Here is an 18,151-nt window from a genome sequence, read left to right on the forward strand (position 1 = left end):
CGCGGTCTCCCTTCTGTTTTCCTTACGGCCCGGCCAGCCAGGCCGCCACCGGTACGCAGCCATGCCATCCCTCCCCCTCTTCACCATCCACACCCCCGATCCCGCGCTGATTCCCGACCTGCGCCACAAGATCGACCGCAAGACCAAACCGCTGGGCGCGCTGGGGCAGCTGGAAAACCTGGCCCTGCAGATCGGTCTGGTCCAGCAGAGCCTGACGCCCAGCCTGCGCCGCCCCAGCCTGACCATCTTCGCAGCCGACCATGGCCTGGTTCGCGCGGGTGTCAGCCTCTATCCGCCGGAAGTCACGCCGCAGATGGTCCACAACTTCCTCGCTGGCGGCGCGGCCACCAACATTTTCGCCCGCCAGCATGGCTTCGCCCTGCAGGTGGTGGATGCCGGCGTGAACGCCGATTTCCCCAGCGATCTGCCACTTCGCCACGAGAAGCTCGGCTACGGTACCGCCAATGCACTGGAAGCCCCGGCCATGACCCGCGCCCAGGCCGTACAGGGCCTGGAAGCCGGCCGGCGCATCGCCCGTGAGGAAGTTGAGAAAGGCAGCAACGTGCTGGCCTTCGGCGAGATGGGCATCGGCAACACATCAAGCGCCACGCTGCTCGCGCACTTTCTCGCCGGCCTGCCGATCGGCGCCACCACCGGGCGCGGCACCGGGCTGGACGATGCCGGCTTGGCGCGCAAGATCGCCACGCTCGAAGCGGTTGCTGCGCGTGTCGGCCCCGGCCCCCATGAGGTACTTGAAGTGCTGGCCCAGGTCGGCGGCTTCGAAATGGTGATGATGACCGGCGCCATGCTGGGCGCGGCGGAGCAAGGCGCGCTGATTGTCATCGACGGCTTCATTGCCAGCGCGGCGCTGCTGGCGGCCATGCAGCTCGCGCCCGCGGTGCGCGACTACGCCGTGTTCGGCCATCGCTCCCACGAAGGCGGTCATCCACTGTTGCTGAATCATTTGCTCGCCACCCCGCTGCTGCAGCTGGATCTGCGCCTCGGCGAAGGCAGCGGCGCGGTTCTGGCCTGGCCACTGCTGCAGGCCGCTTGCGGCTTTCTCAACGAGATGGCCTCGTTCGAGGAAGCGGGCGTATCCGGCGAGGCCGCCCAATGAGCGGACGTTCCTTGCTGCGCCGGGAAAGCGATCGTTTCCTGCTCTCGCTGCAGTTCTTTACTCGCCTCCCCATTCCGGCCCGGGTGCCCTATTCCGAAGACGAGCTCAACCAGGCGGCGATCTACTTCCCGCTGATCGGCACCCTGATCGGCGTGCTCTGTGCGCTGGTCTACTGGGGCGCGACCTTTCTCTGGCCGGTCCCGGTGGCGGTGCTGCTGAGCATGGTGGCCGGCCTGCTGCTGACCGGCTGCTTTCACGAGGACGGCCTGGCCGACTGCATGGACGGCATGGGAGGTGGCTGGGATCGCGAGCGCATTCTCACCATCATGCAGGACTCGCGCCTGGGCACCTTTGGTGCCGCCGCGCTCATTGGTGCGCTGGGCGGCAAGTTCCTGCTGCTGAGTTCGCTGCCACCGGCCGTCATCATCCCGGCCATGATCCTGGCGCACACCCTCAGCCGCCTCAATGCCGCCAGCATGATGCTCACCGAGCCCTACGCGCGCCCCGAAGGCAAGGCCAAGCCGCTGGCGGTGCGCATGTCGGCCAGCGGCTTGCTGATCGCGGCAGCCCTGGCGCTGTCGCCATTTCTCTGGATCGAGGTACCGCATCCGTTCTGGCTGGCGCTGCTGCCGCTGATCGCACTACGCCTGTGGTTCGCCCGCTGGCTGCGCAAGTGGATCGGTGGCTTCACCGGCGACTGCCTGGGTGCACTGCAACAGCTGAGCGAGCTGACCTTCCTGCTGGGAGTCCTGGCCCTGTGCCGCTTTGTCTGATTCGCCACACCCGCGTGGCGGTTTCCGGCCTGTGCTATGGCCGGCTGGACGTGCCGCTGGCCGCGAGCTTTGCCGAAGAGGCTCGGGCAGTCCGCAAAGCCGTGGCGCTACAGTTTCCAGACGGCTTGCCGCCAATCTGGAGCAGCCCAAGCCTGCGCTGTCGACAGCTGGCCGAAGCACTGGGCACACCCTTTCGCATCGACCCGCGCTTGCAGGAACTGAATTTCGGCACCTGGGAAGGACGCACCTGGGCGGAACTGGACTCCCCCGCCGCGCGCCATTGGGGTGACAACTGGCAGACCGCGGCACCACCACAGGGCGAAACCCTACCCGAGTTGCTCGATCGTCTGCGTGCATTCCTCGCTGAACGAGCCGCCACGGATGCCATTCTTCTGACCCACGCCGGACCGATTCGCGCCCTGCATCATCTGGTCGCAGGCCAATCGCTGGAGGCGGCATTCAGGCTGCCGGTGGGCCATGGCGATGTCATTTTGCTGCCGCAGGGCTGAGGTTTTCATTGCAGCCCTGCGTGCTGCCGGCTATGGTGCGCGCGTTTTCCACTCAGGTGTGCCGCCGCAGAGCGTGCATTAAACGGGAAGCCGGTGCGTTCAATCGAACAATCCCGGCGCTGCCCCCGCAACGGTAATCGACCGCGATCCCAACAGATCGCCGTTCGCTCATACGCCACTGTGTTTCGACATGGGAAGGCGAGCGCGATGCGAGTCGAGAGCCCGGAGACCGGCCTGAGCGGATTCGACTGGTGTTGCGGAGGGCAGCACCGTCAAGCGCGGCCGCCTGCATTCCAGATCCCGCGCTTGTTCCTGCCCTCCTCAAAAGCATTGATCTTTTGAGGATTCTTTACTGATGAAACTGTCCCGTTTGGCCCTGGCAATTGCCCTGACGCCCGGCCTGGCGCTCGCTGCCGATGACACCTCGTCTAGCGCTCAATTGCCGCCAATGGTGATTACCCGCGCGACCAACCTGAAAGCTCCGACCCCCGCCAGCGTAGCGGTCATCGACCGCGAGCAGATTGAAGCCAGTGCCAGCAGCGATCTGCTCGATGTACTTCGCAGCCAGGCCGGCCTGCAAATTCGCGACACCATGGGTGACGGTAACCGCGCCGCCATCAGCCTGCGCGGTTTTGGCGAGAATGCCGCCAATAACACCCTGGTTCTGGTCGATGGACGCCGCTTGAATCAGCCAACCCTGTCCAGCGCTGACCTCAATAGCGTCCCGCTGGCGAATATCGAGCGGATCGAGATCATTCGTGGCGCCGGAACCGTTCTCTATGGCGATCAGGCGGTGGGCGGTGTCATCAATATCATCACGCGCACTCCATCCAGCAACGAGGCCTATGTCGAAGCCAGCCGAGGCAGCCACGATCATGAGGCCTTTCGCGGACACCTTCACCAGCAGCTCGGCGGTGGTTTCTCACTGTATGCAAGCGGCGAAACACGCAGCAACGACAATTACCGCGACCATAACAACGCCAACTACAGCAATGCCTTCGCCCGCGTGCGTTATGAGCACGACTACGGACATGTGCTGTATGAATACCAGACGGTGGATGACGAACTGCTTTATCCCGATTCGATCTCGCTGGCTTTACGGCGTCAAGACCGCAAGCAGAGCAGTTCGCAGTCCTGGAACGACAGCAAAAGCCAGGTTCATCGCATGGCACTGGAACAGCGCCTGAATGATATCTGGAGCGCGCATCTCGATTACAGCCACAGCGACCAGGACGGGATCGGCAGTTTCGGTCCCGGCTCTGAATTTGCGCAAGGCACCCGTATCGAAACCATCAGCCCTCGTCTGACCGCTCGATTCGATTCGCCTCTCGGGCAAGCCGAGTGGCTCCTGGGCCATGACCACATCACCAGCGACTACGAGTACCTGGCTGCCTGGGGCGACACGCTCGCGCAACAAACCCTGCGCGACTGGTACACACAGTTCAGCCAGGATCTCGGGAATGGATTGAATCTGGTGATCGGTTACCGCGCCAGCGAAGCGGATGACGAAAGCACCGCCGCCAGCCGAGCGCATCGTGATAGAGAAGGCAGCAGTAGTATCGGCCTGAGCTGGCAAGCCAACGAGCAGACCCGCGTATTCATCAGGCGCGAGGACGTTCTGCGCTGGGCCAATGTCGACGAGAACGGCTTCGTTTCACCAGGTGTCACTTTCCTGAAACCACAGACCGGTGAATCCTGGGAAAGCGGCGTGGAATGGAGCGACGCCATTCAGCAATACCGGTTCACGGTGTATCGCCTGGAACTGGAAGACGAGCTGATGTATGACCCGACCGCGATTGGCCCAAACAGCGCATGGGGCTTCGATGGCGCCAACATCAACCTGGACAAGACCCTGCGCAAGGGCGTTCTGCTCGAAGCCGAACGCCAACTCAGCGCAGATCTGAGTATCGGCGGTCAGTACAGCTTCACCGACTCCGAGTATCGCGACGGCAGCTTCAAAGGAAATGATGTGCCATGGGTGTCGCGCCACAGCGCCAGTGCACACGTAAGCTATGAAATCCTGCCGGGCCTGCGGAGTTACGTAGAAGCGGTATACACCGGCAAGCGCTATTACTCGGGTGACGATGCCAACGTTCAGCAGAAGGCCGGCAGCTACACCTTGGTCAACGCAGCACTGGCCTATGAATACAGGCAGTTCAACACCAAACTACGGATCAACAACCTGACCGGTAAACGCTACGATGCCTTCGCCACCGCCGCCAGTCGCTATCCGGCTCCCGAGGAGGAGGTACAACTGAGCGTCGGTTACCGCTTCTGAATGCTCTTGCCGAGGCGCCACAGACGGCCGTGGCGCCACAGCTAAAAGAGCAGGATCGCCTCTCTATCAGTTTGCTGTCACTCAACGAAATACGTGCCACTCATGCGCCACCACCCCGTTCGCGTTCTGCTGGCCCTGTTTCTGCTGCTGCCGTGTATGGCCTCAGCCGAGCCGCAACGCATCCTCTCCCTCGGCCTGTGCGCGGACTGGCTGATCGCCCATCATGCGGACCGGAACAACGTCGTGGCCCTGTCGCAGCTGCAACGCCGTTACCCCATCGACTGGATAGGCCCCGAGTGGCCCGTGCACGATGGCAGCCTGGAGCAGATCGTCGCCTTGCGTCCCGACCTGGTGTTGTCCGGCCAGTATTCGGCGACACAGATTCGCCAGCGCATGGAGACCCTGGGCATACACGTCGAGGTGCTGCCGTTGCCGCGATCCCTGGAGCAGGTGGTGGACTACGAAAAACAGTTCCTGCGCGCCCTGCAACTACCGGAAACGCTCGCCAGTGCGGTGCCCGACCCGATGTCCCGCCCTGCCAAACCGCAGCGCCTGCTACTTCTAGGCGCCAATGCCATCGGCACCGGACAGGGCACGCTGGAGCATGAGATTCTCGAACACGCCGGCTGGACCAACTACCTGACCGAGCCGGGTTACCAGCGCCTGGATCTGGAGCGAATCGTCAGCGATCCGCCAGATGCGATTCTGTGGGCCGCGCCCAAGCATCGCGCGCGGGCCAATCAATTCGCCGAACACCCGGCGCTGGCCAGGGCCGTACCGGCCGAGCGCTGGCTGACCAGCGAATTCTGGCGCTGGCAATGTCCGGGGCCATGGACCTGGGAACTGATAGGACAATTGCATCAATGGCTCGACTGATCACGCCGTTACTCAGCGGATTGTTGCTGATTGCCGCCCTGCTCTCGCTGAACCTGGGTTCGACATCGGTCAACATGGCCGGCGGGCTGCTCGACTGGCTGCGCGGGGCGGACACGCTGGAGGCCATCGTGGTCGGCGATATCCGCCTGCCGCGCACCCTGCTGGCCATCTGCGTAGGCGCGGCGCTGGGCCTCTCCGGCGCCGCGTTGCAGGGGCTGCTGCGCAATCCGTTGGCCGACCCCGGACTGATCGGCGCCAGCCAGGGCGCGGCACTCGGCGCAGCGGCGGTGTTCTACTTCGGCCTGCTGTCCTTTGCCGGCGAGATGGCACCGGCACTGGCCGGGTTGCTCGGGGCGGGCATCGCGCTGATTCTGATGCTGGCCTTGGCCGGCTCCTCCCGCCCGTCGATGGTGATCATGGCCGGGCTGGCGATATCCACCGTCAGCGGCGCCGCGCTGGCGATGGTGCTCAACTTCGCTCCCAATCCCTTCGCCATGCAGGAACTGGTGTTCTGGTTGCTAGGCTCGGTGTCCGAACGCGGGCTGGATCACCTGCGCATCCTGTTTCCGGCCCTGCTGATCGGCGGCGCCCTGATTCTGCGTCAACGTCCGCTGCTGTACGGCCTGAGCCTCGGCGAACGCACTGCGCAAAGCCTTGGACTAAGCGTCAAACGCGGCAGCCGGCTGATCGTCCTCGGCGCGGCGGTGCTGGTCGGTTCGGCGGTCGCGGTGGCGGGTGCGATCGGTTTTGTCGGATTGATCGTGCCGCACCTGATTCGTCCGCTGGTCAATCATCGTCCGGATCGGCTGCTGTTCCCTTCGGCGCTGGCCGGTGCGACGCTGGTGCTCTTTGCCGATCTGGTGGTCCGGCTGCTGCCGCCGGGCCGAGAGCTCAAGCTAGGGGTGCTCACGTCGCTGATCGGGGCGCCGCTGTTCATCTGGCTGGTCTGGCGGGAGCGGCAGAAATGGAGTTGATTCGCGCGCGCCAACTGAGCGTGGCCGAGCGCCTGCAGGGGGCCGATCTGGCCCTGACTGCTGGCGAAGTATTGGGCATCATCGGCCCCAACGGCTCGGGCAAGTCCACCTTGCTCAACTGCCTGGCCGGCGTGCAAACCTACCGCGGCCAGGTGGACATCGGCGGCCAACCCAGCCAGCGCCTAAGCAGCAACGAACGCGCGCGCCAGGTGGCGCTGTTGCCGCAAGCCAGCCAGAGCGCATGGGCCTTGAACGTGGAGAACATCGTCACCCTTGGCCGCTTGCCCTGGGGCGACGAGGATGCCGACAGGATTCACCACGCCATGCATCAGGCCGGTGTGTGGCAGTGGCGCGATCGGCGCATCGATCAGCTCTCAGGCGGCGAACAGACTCGCGTCTGGCTGGCTCGCGTGCTGGCCGGCGAGCCCCGGATATTGATCGCCGACGAGCCGGTCGCCAGTCTCGACCTCTATTACCAGCGGCACATCCTCGACCTGCTCAGAACCTATGCTGGCGAAGGCCGCGGCGTACTGGTGTCGATCCACGACCTGGCCTTGGCCGCCCGCTATTGCGATCGTCTATGCCTGATGCACCAGGGCCGCCTCTATCGCAAGGGCACGCCGCAACAGGTGCTGACACCGGAACATCTAGCCGAGGTATTCAACGTCGAGGTTCACGTGGACTTCAGCGTATGGCCGCCCATCATCCAACCAAGATGAAAGCATGGCGCTGAAACTCAGCAAGAACCGCGACGAAATCTGCTACCCATTCATTCAGGACGCTTCGGTACTGTGCGACTTCGAGGTGGTCACCGACAAGCTGTGCGGGCATATCGGCGAGATCATCGACCTGACCCCCTTTGACGATCTGCGCCGATCTGGAACGGCTGCAGCCGCTAGCCTTCCATTTCAACGGCTCGATACGCGGGCAACTAGCCGTGGAGGACGCCGATTTGGCCTGGCTGCAAGGCCCGCTGGCCACTATCAGAGCGAGGTGAGCGGGCGCCCTGCGGGGGTTCGTCTTGCCGCGCGGCGGTGCGCCGGTAGCGCAGCTTCATCACGCCCGCTCCTGCGCGAAAAAAGCCATCCGCGCGATGGTGCGGGTTGATCAGGAAGGCATCGAGGTACCGCTGATCCTGCCGCGGCTGTGCAACATGATGGTGAATTTCTTTTTCGTGCTGACGCTAGTGATCAACCAGCGTCGCGGCATCGATGAGGCGCCCTTCGTCAGCAAGAGCTACGGCAAGGCCCTGCTTGAATGAAGGCCTACACCACCTGGCGCGGAATGCGGTAGAGGAAGAAGGTCATCAGACTGCCCAGGACCAGCAACAGACAGGCCACCCCGCCCAACCCCGACAGTGAGCCCAGCGCCGCCAGCCAGGCCGGCAGGGCAGCCCAGTACAGGCCTAGCACCTGAGCCTTCTGCAAGGCGGCCCAGCGATCACGCTCGCCGGCCTGGTCACGCTCCTGCAGCGCGAAGAGCGCGCGCTTGAACGATGAAAAGGCCTTGAGGCTAGGGAACAGGGCGACCAGGCCCGTGATGAAGATCGCCATGGGCGGCATGCCGAGGTTGAAGTCGATGGGGCCCAGCAGCAGCCAGGGTAGCAGGCACAGCGCCAGCCAGAACCACCACAACCGATTCAGTCGAGTCCTTTCTTCAGCACGCTTCATGACTGCTCGGCTTCGCCCTGGTGAATCTCGCCCAACATATGGCCGAGCTTACCGGCCTTGGTGGCGAGGTACTTGCGGTTGTGCGGGTTGTGCGCGATCTGCAGCGGCTTGCGCTCGGCGATACGAATACCAAAGCCCTGCAGCGCCTTGACTTTGCGCGGGTTGTTGGTCATCAGCTTGATTTCGGAGATACCCAGGTGTTCTAGCATCGGCAGGCAGATCGCGTAATCGCGCATGTCCGGCGCGAAGCCCAGGCGCTCATTGGCCTCGACGGTATCGGCACCCTGATCCTGCAGTTCGTAGGCGCGGATCTTGTTCAGCAAGCCGATACCGCGGCCTTCCTGGCGCAAATACAACAACGCACCACGCCCCTCATCGGCGATGGCCTTCAGCGCAGCCTCCAGCTGAAAACCACAGTCGCAGCGCAGGCTGAACAGGGCATCGCCGGTAAGACACTCCGAATGCAGACGGCCCAATACCGGCTTACCATCGGCAACATCGCCCATCGTCAGTACGACATGCTCCTTGCCGGTGTCCTGATCGAGAAAACCATGCATGGTGAACACACCGAACGGCGTCGGCAATTGGGAAGCGGCGACGAAGACGACAGACACCGGAGAAACTCCAGAAGGCAGAAAAGCGGGCATTGTATCAGCTTGGAAGCTGGAAGCTGCTGTGCATGGACTGACGCTAATCCGTCACTCATGCTTTTTACTTCAAGCTTCTAGCTCGAGGCTTCCAGCTGCATCTCTTAAATCTTCGACTCAAGCCTCAACACGCCCTGATCCTCGCGCCAGCTGACCCGGCCGAGAAAACTCATGCCCAGTAGCGCCTCGGTGGGCGATGAGCCTTCCACCACCACCGCCTCCACGCCCATCACGTCGATGGCGCCGACCTTGACGCTGTTGAGGTGCACCTGCCAGGCCTTTGCCGTGCCGCTGGCAGTGCCGACCACGATCTGCTTGCCGTCGACGCGATAGTCGATGCCCAGACGGCGCGCCTGGTTTTCGTTGAACGCCACAGAGGTAGCGCCGGTATCGACGAGAAACTGCACCGGTTGGCCGTTGATCGAACCAGCGATCCAGTAATGGCCACCCTGCCCCTTGGCAATGCTCAACTGCTTACGCTCGGGTTCGGCAAAGCCCGAGCTCAGCTCACGGCTAAGACTGTAGGTCCGCTCGACACCCTCGACGCGCAGCACGGCACCTTTGGCGTCGGCACTGACCACCTCGACACCGCCCGGCCCCATCTGCCCGACACGGACCAGCTTGCGCTGGCCATCGACGTTCAGAACTGCAGCGCCGGGAAACAGGCCCACCACCTGTACGCGCGGCGCCGCGGTAACAGTGAAGGCAATCAGCGACAGCGTGGCAGCGAGCAGCAGGGCGACGGAACGCATCGGGGAATCTTCCTTGAGGCACGGGCGGAACGACATTCTTCCATGGCCATGTGCTGGTTACAGCGACCAGACGCACAGCCCGGCTCAGCCAAGCAGCATGACGACCAGATGCACCAGCGCACAGGCGGCGAAGCCGGCGAGAATGTCGTCGAGCATGATCCCGAGGCCACCGGTCACATTTCGATCGACCCAGCTCAGCGGCCAGGGCTTGACGATGTCCAGCACGCGAAACACGACGAAGCCGAGCAACAACCAGTGCCAGCCTGCCGGCACCAGCCAGAAGGTCATCCAAATCCCAGCAAACTCGTCCCAGACGATGCCTTCATGGTCATGCACGCCCAGATCCTGCGCGACCTTGCCGCACAGCCAGATGCCGAACAGCATGCTGGCGACGATCACCAGGCCGTAGACCCATCCAGGCATGGCCTGCCATAGCGGCACGAACGCCAGCGCCACCAGCGACCCCCATGTGCCCGGCGCCTTCGGCAGCGTGCCGGAGCCGAAACCGAAGGCAAGGTTGTGCCAGGGATTGCTCCATACCGACACGGGCATTGACTCGGCGGCAGGCTGCAGGGAATCGGTCAACGGGTTGTCCTCTCGTTCAGGCCAGCGGGACGCGCCGGTCAGTTCTCGAAATGATTGTAGCCACGAGGGCCGACCTCGATGGCGTGGCCGTCGGCGCCCAGCAGCTGCACGCCTTCGCCCGACGCCACATGGCCGATCACGTGAATTGGCCAACCTTTATCCAGCAGGGTCGGCAACGCCTCGGCGGGCAAGGTGAACGCCAGCAGATAATCATCACCGCCGGTCAACCCGCAGCGCAGGGCCTGTTCGGTACCGGCGAAGTCCAGCAGCGCTTTCGAAAGCGGCAACCTGGACTGCTCGACGCACAGCGAAACGCCCGAAGCTTTGGCGATGTGCGCGCAATCGGCCAGCAAGCCATCGGAGATATCCATCGCGGCCGTGGCCTTGCCACGCAACGCGCGTCCCAGGGCGAGTTGCGGTTGCGGAGCCCAGTAGCGTCGCAGTAACGCCGCTGCCTCGACCGTATCGCTTTCACGCTCACCCAACACGATCGGCAATGCACCAGCGGCATCGCCCAGCGCACCGCCGACGCAGAGCAGATCGCCCGACTGCGCACCACAGCGCAGCAATGCCTGGCCTGCCGGCACACGACCGAACACCGTCAGCGTCATGCTCAGCGGACCGCGCGTGGTATCGCCGCCGATCAGACGCATCGAGCAGCCCGCCGCCATCGCATCGAGGCCGCGAGCGAATTCGCACAGCCAGCTGGAATCGGCCGTCGGCAACGTCAGCGCAAGGGTAAAACCGATCGGCGTGGCGCCCATGCCGGCAAGATCACTGGTCGATACAGCGAGCGCGCGTTGGCCGAGCAGATACGGATCGCAGGGATCGGGGAAATGCACACCGGCGACCAACGTGTCCGTGGAAATCGCCAGCTGCTCACCCGCCGGCAGCGCCAGCAAGGCGCAATCATCACCGATGCCCAACGCGACTTCGCCGCCAGCCCTGGCACAAGCGGCGGCGGCGAAGTATCGGCGGATCAGTTCGAACTCACCCATCGGTCAGTGCTGGCTCAGCGCTTGTGAGCGTTGACTTCAGCGCTGCGCAGGCTGGGCGCCAGCTTGTCCAGCACACCGTTGACGAACTTGTGCCCGTCGGTAGCGCCGAACACCTTGGCCAGCTCGATGCCTTCGTTGATCACCACGCGGTACGGCACGTCGATGCGCTGCATCAGCTCATAGGTGGACAGGCGCAGGACGGCCAGCTCCACTGGATCGAGCTCGTCCAGCGGGCGGTCCAGATGCGGCACGATGGCGCCGTCGACTTCGGTCTTGGCACGCGCCACGCCGGTTAGCAGCTCATGGAAGTAAGTGCCGTCGACGCCGGAGAAATCATTGTCGACGCGAAATTGCGCCTCGATTTCGTTCAGGCTCTGGCCCGCCATATGCCACTGATACAGCGCCTGCATCGCCAGGCTACGCGCCACACGGCGCGTCGCGATCTTGCCTTTGGCCTTCGGCTGGGGCTCCTGGCTGTCGTCGTGATTCAGGCTCACTTGGCCTCCAGCTGCGCCAGCAGGCTCACCATTTCAAGGGCGGAGAGTGCAGCTTCGGCACCTTTGTTGCCGGCCTTGGTGCCGGAACGCTCGATGGCCTGTTCAATGGAGTCAACAGTCAGCACGCCGAAGGCAACCGGCACGCCGAACTCCATGGAAACCTGCGATAGGCCCTTGGTACATTCGCCAGCGACGTATTCGAAGTGCGGGGTGCCGCCACGAATAACCGCGCCCAGGGCGATGATGGCGTCGTATTCACCCTGCTGAGCGACTTTCTGTGCCACCAGCGGAATTTCGAAGGCGCCCGGCGCACGGATGATGGTGATGGCGTCTTCCGGGATACCGTGGCGCACCAGCGCATCGACGGCGCCGCTCACCAGGCTTTCGACGACGAAGCTATTGAAACGGCCCACTACGAGGGCGAATTTGCCCTGCGGGGCGATGAAGGTACCTTCGATGGTCTTCAGGGACATGGGTGATTTCTCATCTCTTTAAAGAACGAAGGCGCCGCGACTCGCGCGGCGCCTCTGATTATTCGGCAGGCAGGTATTCTACAACTTCCAGATCGAAGCCGGATATCGCATTGAACTTCATCGGCGAACTCATCAGGCGCATCTTGCGCACGCCAAGATCGCGCAGAATCTGCGAGCCGGCACCAACGGTGCTGTAGGTCGCGGGCGTCGGCGGCTGCTGGCGGTTGAGCTGCGCGAGCAACTGCGGACCGGTCAGCGGATTACCCAGCAGCAAGACCACGCCGCTACCGGCCTTGGCCACTTCGCTCATCGCCGCGCGCAGGCTCCAGCGTCCTGGAACCGTCACCATCAACAAATCACGCAGCGGTTCCATGTTGTGCACACGCACCAGAGTCGGCTCTTCCGGCGATATTTCGCCACGGGTCAGCGCCATATGGACGGTGTCTTCCACGCCGTCGCGGTAGGTAACCAGCTTGAACTGACCCAGCTCGGTGTCCAGCGGCTGCTCGGAAACCCGCTCGACGGTGCGCTCATGGATCATGCGGTAGTGGATCAGGTCCGCGATGGTACCGATCTTCAGGCCATGCTGTTCAGCGAAGACTTCCAGCTCGGGCCGGCGGGCCATGGTGCCGTCATCGTTCATGATTTCGCAGATCACCCCGGACGGCTCGAAACCGGCCATCCGCGCCAGATCGCACGCCGCCTCGGTGTGTCCGGCACGTGCCAGCACGCCGCCTGGCTGAGCCATCAGCGGAAAGATGTGGCCGGGGCTGACGATATCTTCAGCCCTGGCATCCTTTGCTACTGCCGCCTGGACGGTGCGCGCGCGGTCGGCGGCAGAGATGCCGGTGGTCACGCCAACTGCGGCCTCGATGGAAACAGTGAATTTGGTGCCAAAACCGGAGCCATTGCGCGGCGCCATCAGTGGCAGCTGCAGCGTTTCGCAGCGCTCGCGGGTCATCGGCATGCAGATCAGGCCGCGTGCGAAACGGGCCATGAAATTGATGTGCTCAGCGGTCACGCATTCGGAGGCAACGATGATGTCGCCCTCGTTCTCGCGGTCCTCGTCATCCATGAGGATGACCATCTTGCCGGCGCGGATGTCTTCAATCAGTTCTTCAGCAGTGTTCAGAGCCATGGTGGCCGAGTCCTTATTTATTCAGGTAACCGTGTTCGGCCAGGAAGCTTTCCGTCAGGCCCGAGGCATTAGGCTCGGCTGCCTTGTCACCCATCAGCAGGCGCTCTAAATAGCGCGCTAACAGATCCACTTCAAGATTCACCTGCCGCCCGGGGCGGTAGTCGACCATGATGGTTTCGGCCAGAGTGTGCGGGACGATGGTGAGTTCGAACTCCGCACCGTTCACAGTATTTACCGTCAGGCTGGTGCCATCGACCGTGATCGAGCCCTTGAGCGCGATGTACTTCGCCAGCTCACGCGGCGCGCGGATGCGGAACTGCACGGCGCGGGCATTCTCCTCGCGCATCATCACCTCACCCACGCCATCGACGTGACCACTGACCAGATGCCCGCCGAGACGGCTAGACGGCGTCAGGGCCTTTTCCAGATTCACCCGGCTGCCAGCCTTGAGATCGACGAAGGCGGTACGGGCCAGGGTTTCGCGGCTGACGTCAGCCCAGAAGCCATTGCCCGGTAACTCCACGGCCGTCAGGCAGACGCCGTTGACCGCGATACTGTCGCCAAGCTTGACGTCTGACAGGTCCAGTTTGCCGGTCTCGACCAGCACACGGACGTCGCCGCCCTTGGGCGTCATTGCACGAATGGTCCCGATGGACTCGATTATTCCTGTGAACATGCGGCCTCCCGTGGAAGGCTGTTGAAACGATGCATATGACCAACTCCTGTTTTGGATAAAACAGGGCGCTGCAGATCGATAGGGAGTAGACGTGCGCACGAACGGCGCCCGTCGAGGCATCCCGCTCTCTCTCATCCGGACTATACCGTCGGCCCCGGAATCACACCGAGTCTGCTGACCTTGTCTAGGACAAGCGCTCGCGGGCTAGACACTCGACAGTGCCATTACCGCCGGTGGGGAATCTCACCCCGCCCTGAGAACGTGGGTCGGTTAGGACCCGGCGCAGTTTTTACCACAAACGAACCGATTCTGCAGCCGGCAAACGACCGTTTGACTGCGGAGGCAGCCGCTCAGAAAAATTCCTCATCTCGAGCAACTACCGCTGCGCTTGTTTGTCCATACGCATCAGAATCGGCCTGACAACGCGATGCCGCGAACTCACGCCGACGCCAAGCAAGACGATCAGGATGGAACGTCACTCCGCATCAAGTCGTACCGACACGCCGAGCCAGGATCGCTCGTACTTTTGGCGATCCCCCCGCGCAGACTAGGACACGATCAGGAAGAACGCTCCGAACCTTCACATGTGCCGCGAGGGATGGGTATGTCAGAGGTTACGGCTATGGACACGTCGGCTGCCGCTCAGGCTGCTGATATCGACCGCAATGGGTTTGCGGTCATCAAGCAATACATTTCAGCCGAGGTGCTCGAGCAGGGCCGCGCGTTTATCGAGCAGCAAGCAGCCAATCACGAGGGCGAGTACTTCGCGATTCACGGCATCGAGGCGCTGGGTGGCAGCATCGTAGCGGCACTGGCGCTTTCCGCGCCCTTGAAGGAGACGTTGGCGGAGCTGTACCGACTCCAGACAGGACGGGAACCGGCCGCAACGGAGCAGATTTTTCCGGTGATCCGCTGTTTGCAGGGCCGAAGCGGACTCAAGCAGTCGCATTTTTACCACTTCGATGCCACGGCGGTCACCGCACTGCTCCCGCTGTTCATTCCGACCGAAGGCAAGCATTGCGGCGACCTGTTCATTTTCCCCAACCTGCGGCGCGTTCGCTTCAATGCATTGCGCAACGTGATCGAGAAGGCCGTGCTGCATAACACCATCAGTCAGAAGCTGGTCGCCTTTGCGGTGCGCCGCGGCTGGCTGCGGCCGATCCGCCTGAAGCTGGAGCCCGGCAACCTCTATCTGTTTTCGGGCTACCGCAGCCTGCATGCCAACGACCAGTGCGACCCGGCCATGCTGCGCGCCACCGCGCTGTTCCACTTTGGCAACCCTCACCACGACAGCCTGCTGGCGCGCTTCCTGCTGGGAGCCAACAAGCGCCGGGCAAAACTTGACCACAATGGACTCAAGCCGGTGAATTGAGCGAACTGATCCGTCTCGTCGAGATCGGATCAGCCGACCGGACGGGCGACGATGCGCCAGTCGTCGCCGACCGCGCGGATGTCCTCGATCTTCATTTCGAGCGCTTCGCTCATGTGCGCCAGCGGCAGGTCGAGCAAAGGGCGAGCCGAGGAACCGAGAAATTTCGCGGCAACGAATATCTGGTATTCATCAATCAGCCCCAGCGCGGCAAAAGCACCAGCAAGCCGCGGACCGGCTTCGAGCAGTACTTCATTGGCGCCACGGCTGGCGAGTTCGACCAGTAGACGGCGCAGATCAACACGCCCAACATCGCTGGCCAACGCCAATAACTCATGTCCTGCCGCCTGATAGCTTGCGGCCTGCTCGTCGCCAGTGCTCGCCACCAAAGCCGAGCCAGCCTGAAAGAACGGCGCATCCAGCGGCACGCGCAATTGCCCATCGACCAACACGCGCAGCGGTGGACGCTGCATAGACAGCGCAGTCAGCTCGTCATCCAGCCCCAGCTCGGCAGCGCGTACCGTCAGCCGTGCGTTGTCCATCAGCACCGTGTCGGCACCAGTCAGCACCACACTGGTTTGCGCGCGCAGCCGCTGCACCTCGGCGCGCGCTGCAGGGCCGGTAATCCACTGGCTTTCGCCGCTGGCCATGGCGGTGCGGCCGTCGAGGCTCATCGCAAGTTTCGCACGTAACAATGGCAGGCCGGTTTCCATGCGCTTGACGAAGCCGGCGTTCAGCGCCCGCGCTTCGTTTTCCAGTACGCCGCTGGCGACCTCGATGCCAACGCTGCGCAAGCGTGCCAGACCGCGGCCTGCGACCTGCGGATTGGGGTCCTGCATGGCCGCGACCACGCGCCCGACACCCGCCTCGACCAGCGCTTCGGCACAGGGCGGCGTCCGCCCGTGATGGCTGCAAGGTTCTAGCGTGACGTAGGCGGTCGCATCGCGCGCGCGTTCACCAGCCTGGCGCAGCGCATGGACTTCGGCATGCGGCTCGCCGGCACGCACGTGCCAGCCTTCGCCGAGCAGCTGGCCATCCTTGACGATGACGCAGCCGACACGTGGATTGGGATGCGTCGAATACAACCCTTTGCGCGCCAGCTGTAGCGCGCGGGCCATCCAGGCGTGATCGTTACTGTTCATTCGGTTTTGGCGGGTTCGCGCGACAGACGTTCGATTTCCTCGCGAAACTCGTTGAGATCCTGAAAGCGCCGATAGACCGAAGCAAAGCGGATATAGGCCACCTCATCGAGCTTTTGCAGTTCGGCCATCACCAACTCGCCGAGCACCCGTGATTTGATTTCACGCTCGCCGGTGGCCCTCAGCCTGTGCTTGATGTGGGCGATGGCTTCCTCCAGCCGCTCGACGCTGACCGGTCGTTTCTCCAATGCGCGCTGCATGCCGGCGCGCAATTTTTCTTCGTCGAACGGCTGGCGACTGCCGTCCTGCTTGATCAACCGGGGCATGACCAGCTCGGCGGTTTCGAAAGTGGTAAAGCGTTCGCCGCAGGCGAGGCATTCGCGGCGACGACGGACCTGATCGCCTTCAGCGACCAGCCGCGAGTCGATGACCTTGGTGTCATGTGCAACGCAGAAGGGACAATGCATGGTTTAGAGCTGTCAGACGTCGGAGAGCCATGGTAGCGCATCGCGTCGGCAAGACAAATCGAGCGGATTGTTGCTATACAGGCGCGCATCAACGTCACGTTCTGGAGCCGTCCGTGCAGTTACGCCCCTTCATGTTGCCCGTCTTGCTCCTGGCCCTGGTCGGCTGTTCGAGCCAGGAGGCCCAGCGTCCCGCCGCACCCGTCACCTTCGAGGATCCACCTCAGGCGACCAATCCGTTGCACGAGTTGCATGGCAGCCTGATCGGCGTCCCGGCCGACAGCGAGGTCGACCTGGCCCTGCTGGAAGTCAACCGCCGAGACCAGCCCGATCGCTTGTTAAGCAATGTCAGCTTGAAGGGGCGCGGCGGTGAGCTGCCGTTCATTCTCAAGTTCAACGCCGAAAATTTCCCCAAGGACCAACAGGTCGAACTGCGCGGCCGCGTCACCCGCTCGGGACAGTTGATCATGCGCCTGCCAGCCGTACAGATCAGCAGTCCGGCCAGCCAATCGCTGGGGCCGCTACGCCTGGTTCCAGCGCCTTGACCCCGCCCGCTGCATTGCAGGCGGCATTGGCCGACCTGCTCGGCGACGCGCGTCTGAGCATCGCAAACCTGCCCGATACCGACATCCGTCTTTGGCTGATCGATGCGGACAATATGGATCGTGCGTTCAGCCCCGAAGAAACCCGGCGGATTCTCGAAGAGCCACCCTACTGGTGTTTCTGCTGGGCCAGCGGCCTGGTCCTGGCACGCTGGTTGGCGGAGCGCCCCGAGTGGGTGCGCGGCAAGCGCGTGCTGGATTTCGGCACGGGTTCGGGCGTTGCGGCGATCGCTGCCGCCAAAGCGGGCGCGGCGGAAGTCGTCGCGTGCGATCTCGACCCGTTGGCGCTGGCTGCCTCCCGGGCTAATGCCGAGCTCAATGACGTCCAGCTGAGCTATTCCGGGGATTTTTTCGCCGAGGCCGACCGCTACGACCTGATCATCGTCGCCGACGTGCTCTACGACCGCGCCAATTTGCCGTTGCTGGATCAATTCTTGAGCCGAGGCCGCGAAGCGCTGGTTGCGGATTCGCGGGTGCGCGACTTCAAACACCCGCTGTATAGCCACCTGGATATCCTTGACGCCTGCACTTGGCCGGATCTCGCCGAGCCAGCGGAATTCCGTCGAGTCAGCCTCTATCATGCGGTAAGGACGGGAGTTGATTAGAGAGCTGGA

The 18,151-nt window shown here is 63.2% G+C and carries 23 protein-coding genes and 2 riboswitches; of the genes, 12 read left to right on the forward strand and 11 right to left on the reverse strand.

Annotation, left to right across the window (positions count from 1 at the left end):
• Nucleotides 1–61 precede the first annotated feature (61 nt).
• The 9 genes from cobT to NA647_RS12270 all read left to right on the forward strand — a co-directional run bounded on the left by cobT (nt 62) and on the right by NA647_RS12270 (nt 7,788).
• A complete protein-coding gene (cobT, locus tag NA647_RS12230) occupies nt 62–1,117 on the forward strand; it encodes a nicotinate-nucleotide--dimethylbenzimidazole phosphoribosyltransferase (protein ID WP_256057944.1) in 1,056 nt (351 codons plus the stop codon).
• The gene (locus NA647_RS12235; RefSeq protein WP_256057945.1) at nt 1,114–1,890 is read left to right on the forward strand and encodes an adenosylcobinamide-GDP ribazoletransferase; all 777 of its coding nucleotides are present in this window, start codon (nt 1,114–1,116) and stop codon (nt 1,888–1,890) included. Before cobT ends, NA647_RS12235 begins: the two co-directional genes overlap by 4 nt.
• Complete coding sequence (locus NA647_RS12240; RefSeq protein ID WP_256057946.1) at nt 1,875–2,399, forward strand: histidine phosphatase family protein; 525 nt, start codon at nt 1,875–1,877, stop codon at nt 2,397–2,399. Before NA647_RS12235 ends, NA647_RS12240 begins: the two co-directional genes overlap by 16 nt.
• Before the next feature lie 37 nt (nt 2,400–2,436).
• Nucleotides 2,437–2,651, forward strand: a riboswitch (cobalamin riboswitch).
• A gap of 103 nt (nt 2,652–2,754) precedes the next feature.
• The gene (locus NA647_RS12245) at nt 2,755–4,677 is read left to right on the forward strand and encodes a TonB-dependent receptor plug domain-containing protein (RefSeq protein ID WP_256048463.1); all 1,923 of its coding nucleotides are present in this window, start codon (nt 2,755–2,757) and stop codon (nt 4,675–4,677) included.
• Nucleotides 4,678–4,779: 102 nt separating this feature from the next.
• On the forward strand, nt 4,780–5,553 hold the full coding sequence (locus NA647_RS12250; protein WP_256057947.1) for an ABC transporter substrate-binding protein: 774 nt from the start codon (nt 4,780–4,782) through the stop codon (nt 5,551–5,553).
• Nucleotides 5,541–6,527, forward strand: a complete 987-nt coding sequence (locus NA647_RS12255; protein WP_256057948.1) for a FecCD family ABC transporter permease — start codon at nt 5,541–5,543, stop codon at nt 6,525–6,527. The genes NA647_RS12250 and NA647_RS12255 overlap by 13 nt, the downstream gene beginning before the upstream one ends.
• On the forward strand, nt 6,518–7,246 hold the full coding sequence (locus NA647_RS12260; RefSeq protein ID WP_256057949.1) for an ABC transporter ATP-binding protein: 729 nt from the start codon (nt 6,518–6,520) through the stop codon (nt 7,244–7,246). Before NA647_RS12255 ends, NA647_RS12260 begins: the two co-directional genes overlap by 10 nt.
• 4 nt (nt 7,247–7,250) lie before the next feature.
• Entirely contained in the window at nt 7,251–7,634 is a 384-nt protein-coding gene (locus tag NA647_RS12265; RefSeq protein ID WP_256057979.1) for a hypothetical protein, read from the forward strand.
• Nucleotides 7,549–7,788, forward strand: a complete 240-nt coding sequence (locus tag NA647_RS12270; protein ID WP_256057950.1) for a hypothetical protein — start codon at nt 7,549–7,551, stop codon at nt 7,786–7,788. Before NA647_RS12265 ends, NA647_RS12270 begins: the two co-directional genes overlap by 86 nt.
• Nucleotides 7,789–7,792: 4 nt before the next feature.
• Here the strand turns inward: NA647_RS12270 and NA647_RS12275 are convergent, their stop codons facing one another.
• From NA647_RS12275 to NA647_RS12315, 9 genes are all read right to left on the reverse strand, one after another.
• A complete protein-coding gene (locus tag NA647_RS12275; RefSeq protein ID WP_256048468.1) occupies nt 7,793–8,197 on the reverse strand; it encodes a hypothetical protein in 405 nt (134 codons plus the stop codon).
• Complete coding sequence (ribA, locus tag NA647_RS12280) at nt 8,194–8,811, reverse strand: GTP cyclohydrolase II (protein WP_181099868.1); 618 nt, start codon at nt 8,809–8,811, stop codon at nt 8,194–8,196. Before ribA ends, NA647_RS12275 begins: the two co-directional genes overlap by 4 nt.
• A gap of 137 nt (nt 8,812–8,948) precedes the next feature.
• Complete coding sequence (locus tag NA647_RS12285; RefSeq protein WP_256057951.1) at nt 8,949–9,596, reverse strand: retropepsin-like aspartic protease family protein; 648 nt, start codon at nt 9,594–9,596, stop codon at nt 8,949–8,951.
• A gap of 84 nt (nt 9,597–9,680) precedes the next feature.
• Entirely contained in the window at nt 9,681–10,181 is a 501-nt protein-coding gene (locus NA647_RS12290; protein WP_423836468.1) for a phosphatidylglycerophosphatase A family protein, read from the reverse strand.
• Between the two features lie 38 nt (nt 10,182–10,219).
• Nucleotides 10,220–11,179: a thiamine-phosphate kinase gene (gene thiL / locus NA647_RS12295; protein WP_256057952.1), complete on the reverse strand. Its 960-nt coding sequence runs from the start codon at nt 11,177–11,179 to the stop codon at nt 10,220–10,222.
• Nucleotides 11,180–11,193: 14 nt separating this feature from the next.
• A complete protein-coding gene (gene nusB, locus NA647_RS12300) occupies nt 11,194–11,676 on the reverse strand; it encodes a transcription antitermination factor NusB (protein WP_256057953.1) in 483 nt (160 codons plus the stop codon).
• Nucleotides 11,673–12,149, reverse strand: a complete 477-nt coding sequence (gene ribE, locus NA647_RS12305) for a 6,7-dimethyl-8-ribityllumazine synthase (protein WP_256048472.1) — start codon at nt 12,147–12,149, stop codon at nt 11,673–11,675. The genes nusB and ribE overlap by 4 nt, the downstream gene beginning before the upstream one ends.
• Before the next feature lie 58 nt (nt 12,150–12,207).
• Nucleotides 12,208–13,287, reverse strand: coding sequence for a bifunctional 3,4-dihydroxy-2-butanone-4-phosphate synthase/GTP cyclohydrolase II (gene ribBA, locus NA647_RS12310; RefSeq protein WP_256057954.1), 1,080 nt, complete (start codon nt 13,285–13,287; stop codon nt 12,208–12,210).
• A gap of 13 nt (nt 13,288–13,300) precedes the next feature.
• On the reverse strand, nt 13,301–13,963 hold the full coding sequence (locus NA647_RS12315) for a riboflavin synthase (protein ID WP_256057955.1): 663 nt from the start codon (nt 13,961–13,963) through the stop codon (nt 13,301–13,303).
• A gap of 119 nt (nt 13,964–14,082) precedes the next feature.
• A riboswitch (FMN riboswitch) is annotated at nt 14,083–14,228 on the reverse strand.
• Nucleotides 14,229–14,585: 357 nt separating this feature from the next.
• On the opposite strand from NA647_RS12315, the gene NA647_RS12320 reads away from it, so the two are divergent.
• Nucleotides 14,586–15,335: a hypothetical protein gene (locus NA647_RS12320; RefSeq protein ID WP_256057956.1), complete on the forward strand. Its 750-nt coding sequence runs from the start codon at nt 14,586–14,588 to the stop codon at nt 15,333–15,335.
• A gap of 29 nt (nt 15,336–15,364) precedes the next feature.
• Here the strand turns inward: NA647_RS12320 and ribD are convergent, their stop codons facing one another.
• Together ribD and nrdR are read right to left on the reverse strand one after the other, a co-directional pair.
• Nucleotides 15,365–16,474, reverse strand: coding sequence for a bifunctional diaminohydroxyphosphoribosylaminopyrimidine deaminase/5-amino-6-(5-phosphoribosylamino)uracil reductase RibD (gene ribD, locus NA647_RS12325; protein WP_256057957.1), 1,110 nt, complete (start codon nt 16,472–16,474; stop codon nt 15,365–15,367).
• Entirely contained in the window at nt 16,471–16,938 is a 468-nt protein-coding gene (gene nrdR / locus NA647_RS12330) for a transcriptional regulator NrdR (protein ID WP_131649746.1), read from the reverse strand. Before nrdR ends, ribD begins: the two co-directional genes overlap by 4 nt.
• Before the next feature lie 113 nt (nt 16,939–17,051).
• Here nrdR and NA647_RS12335 point away from each other — a divergent pair, with 113 nt between their 5' ends.
• Both NA647_RS12335 and NA647_RS12340 read left to right on the forward strand, forming a co-directional pair.
• Nucleotides 17,052–17,480 (forward strand): YbaY family lipoprotein, encoded by a 429-nt coding sequence (locus NA647_RS12335; protein ID WP_423836469.1) that lies wholly within the window; start codon nt 17,052–17,054, stop codon nt 17,478–17,480.
• Nucleotides 17,477–18,142, forward strand: a complete 666-nt coding sequence (locus NA647_RS12340) for a class I SAM-dependent methyltransferase (protein ID WP_256057958.1) — start codon at nt 17,477–17,479, stop codon at nt 18,140–18,142. Before NA647_RS12335 ends, NA647_RS12340 begins: the two co-directional genes overlap by 4 nt.
• The last annotated feature ends 9 nt before the right edge of the window (nt 18,143–18,151 follow it).

The sequence above is a fragment of the Stutzerimonas stutzeri genome (assembly GCF_024448985.1).
Taxonomy (GTDB): domain Bacteria; phylum Pseudomonadota; class Gammaproteobacteria; order Pseudomonadales; family Pseudomonadaceae; genus Stutzerimonas; species Stutzerimonas stutzeri_AP.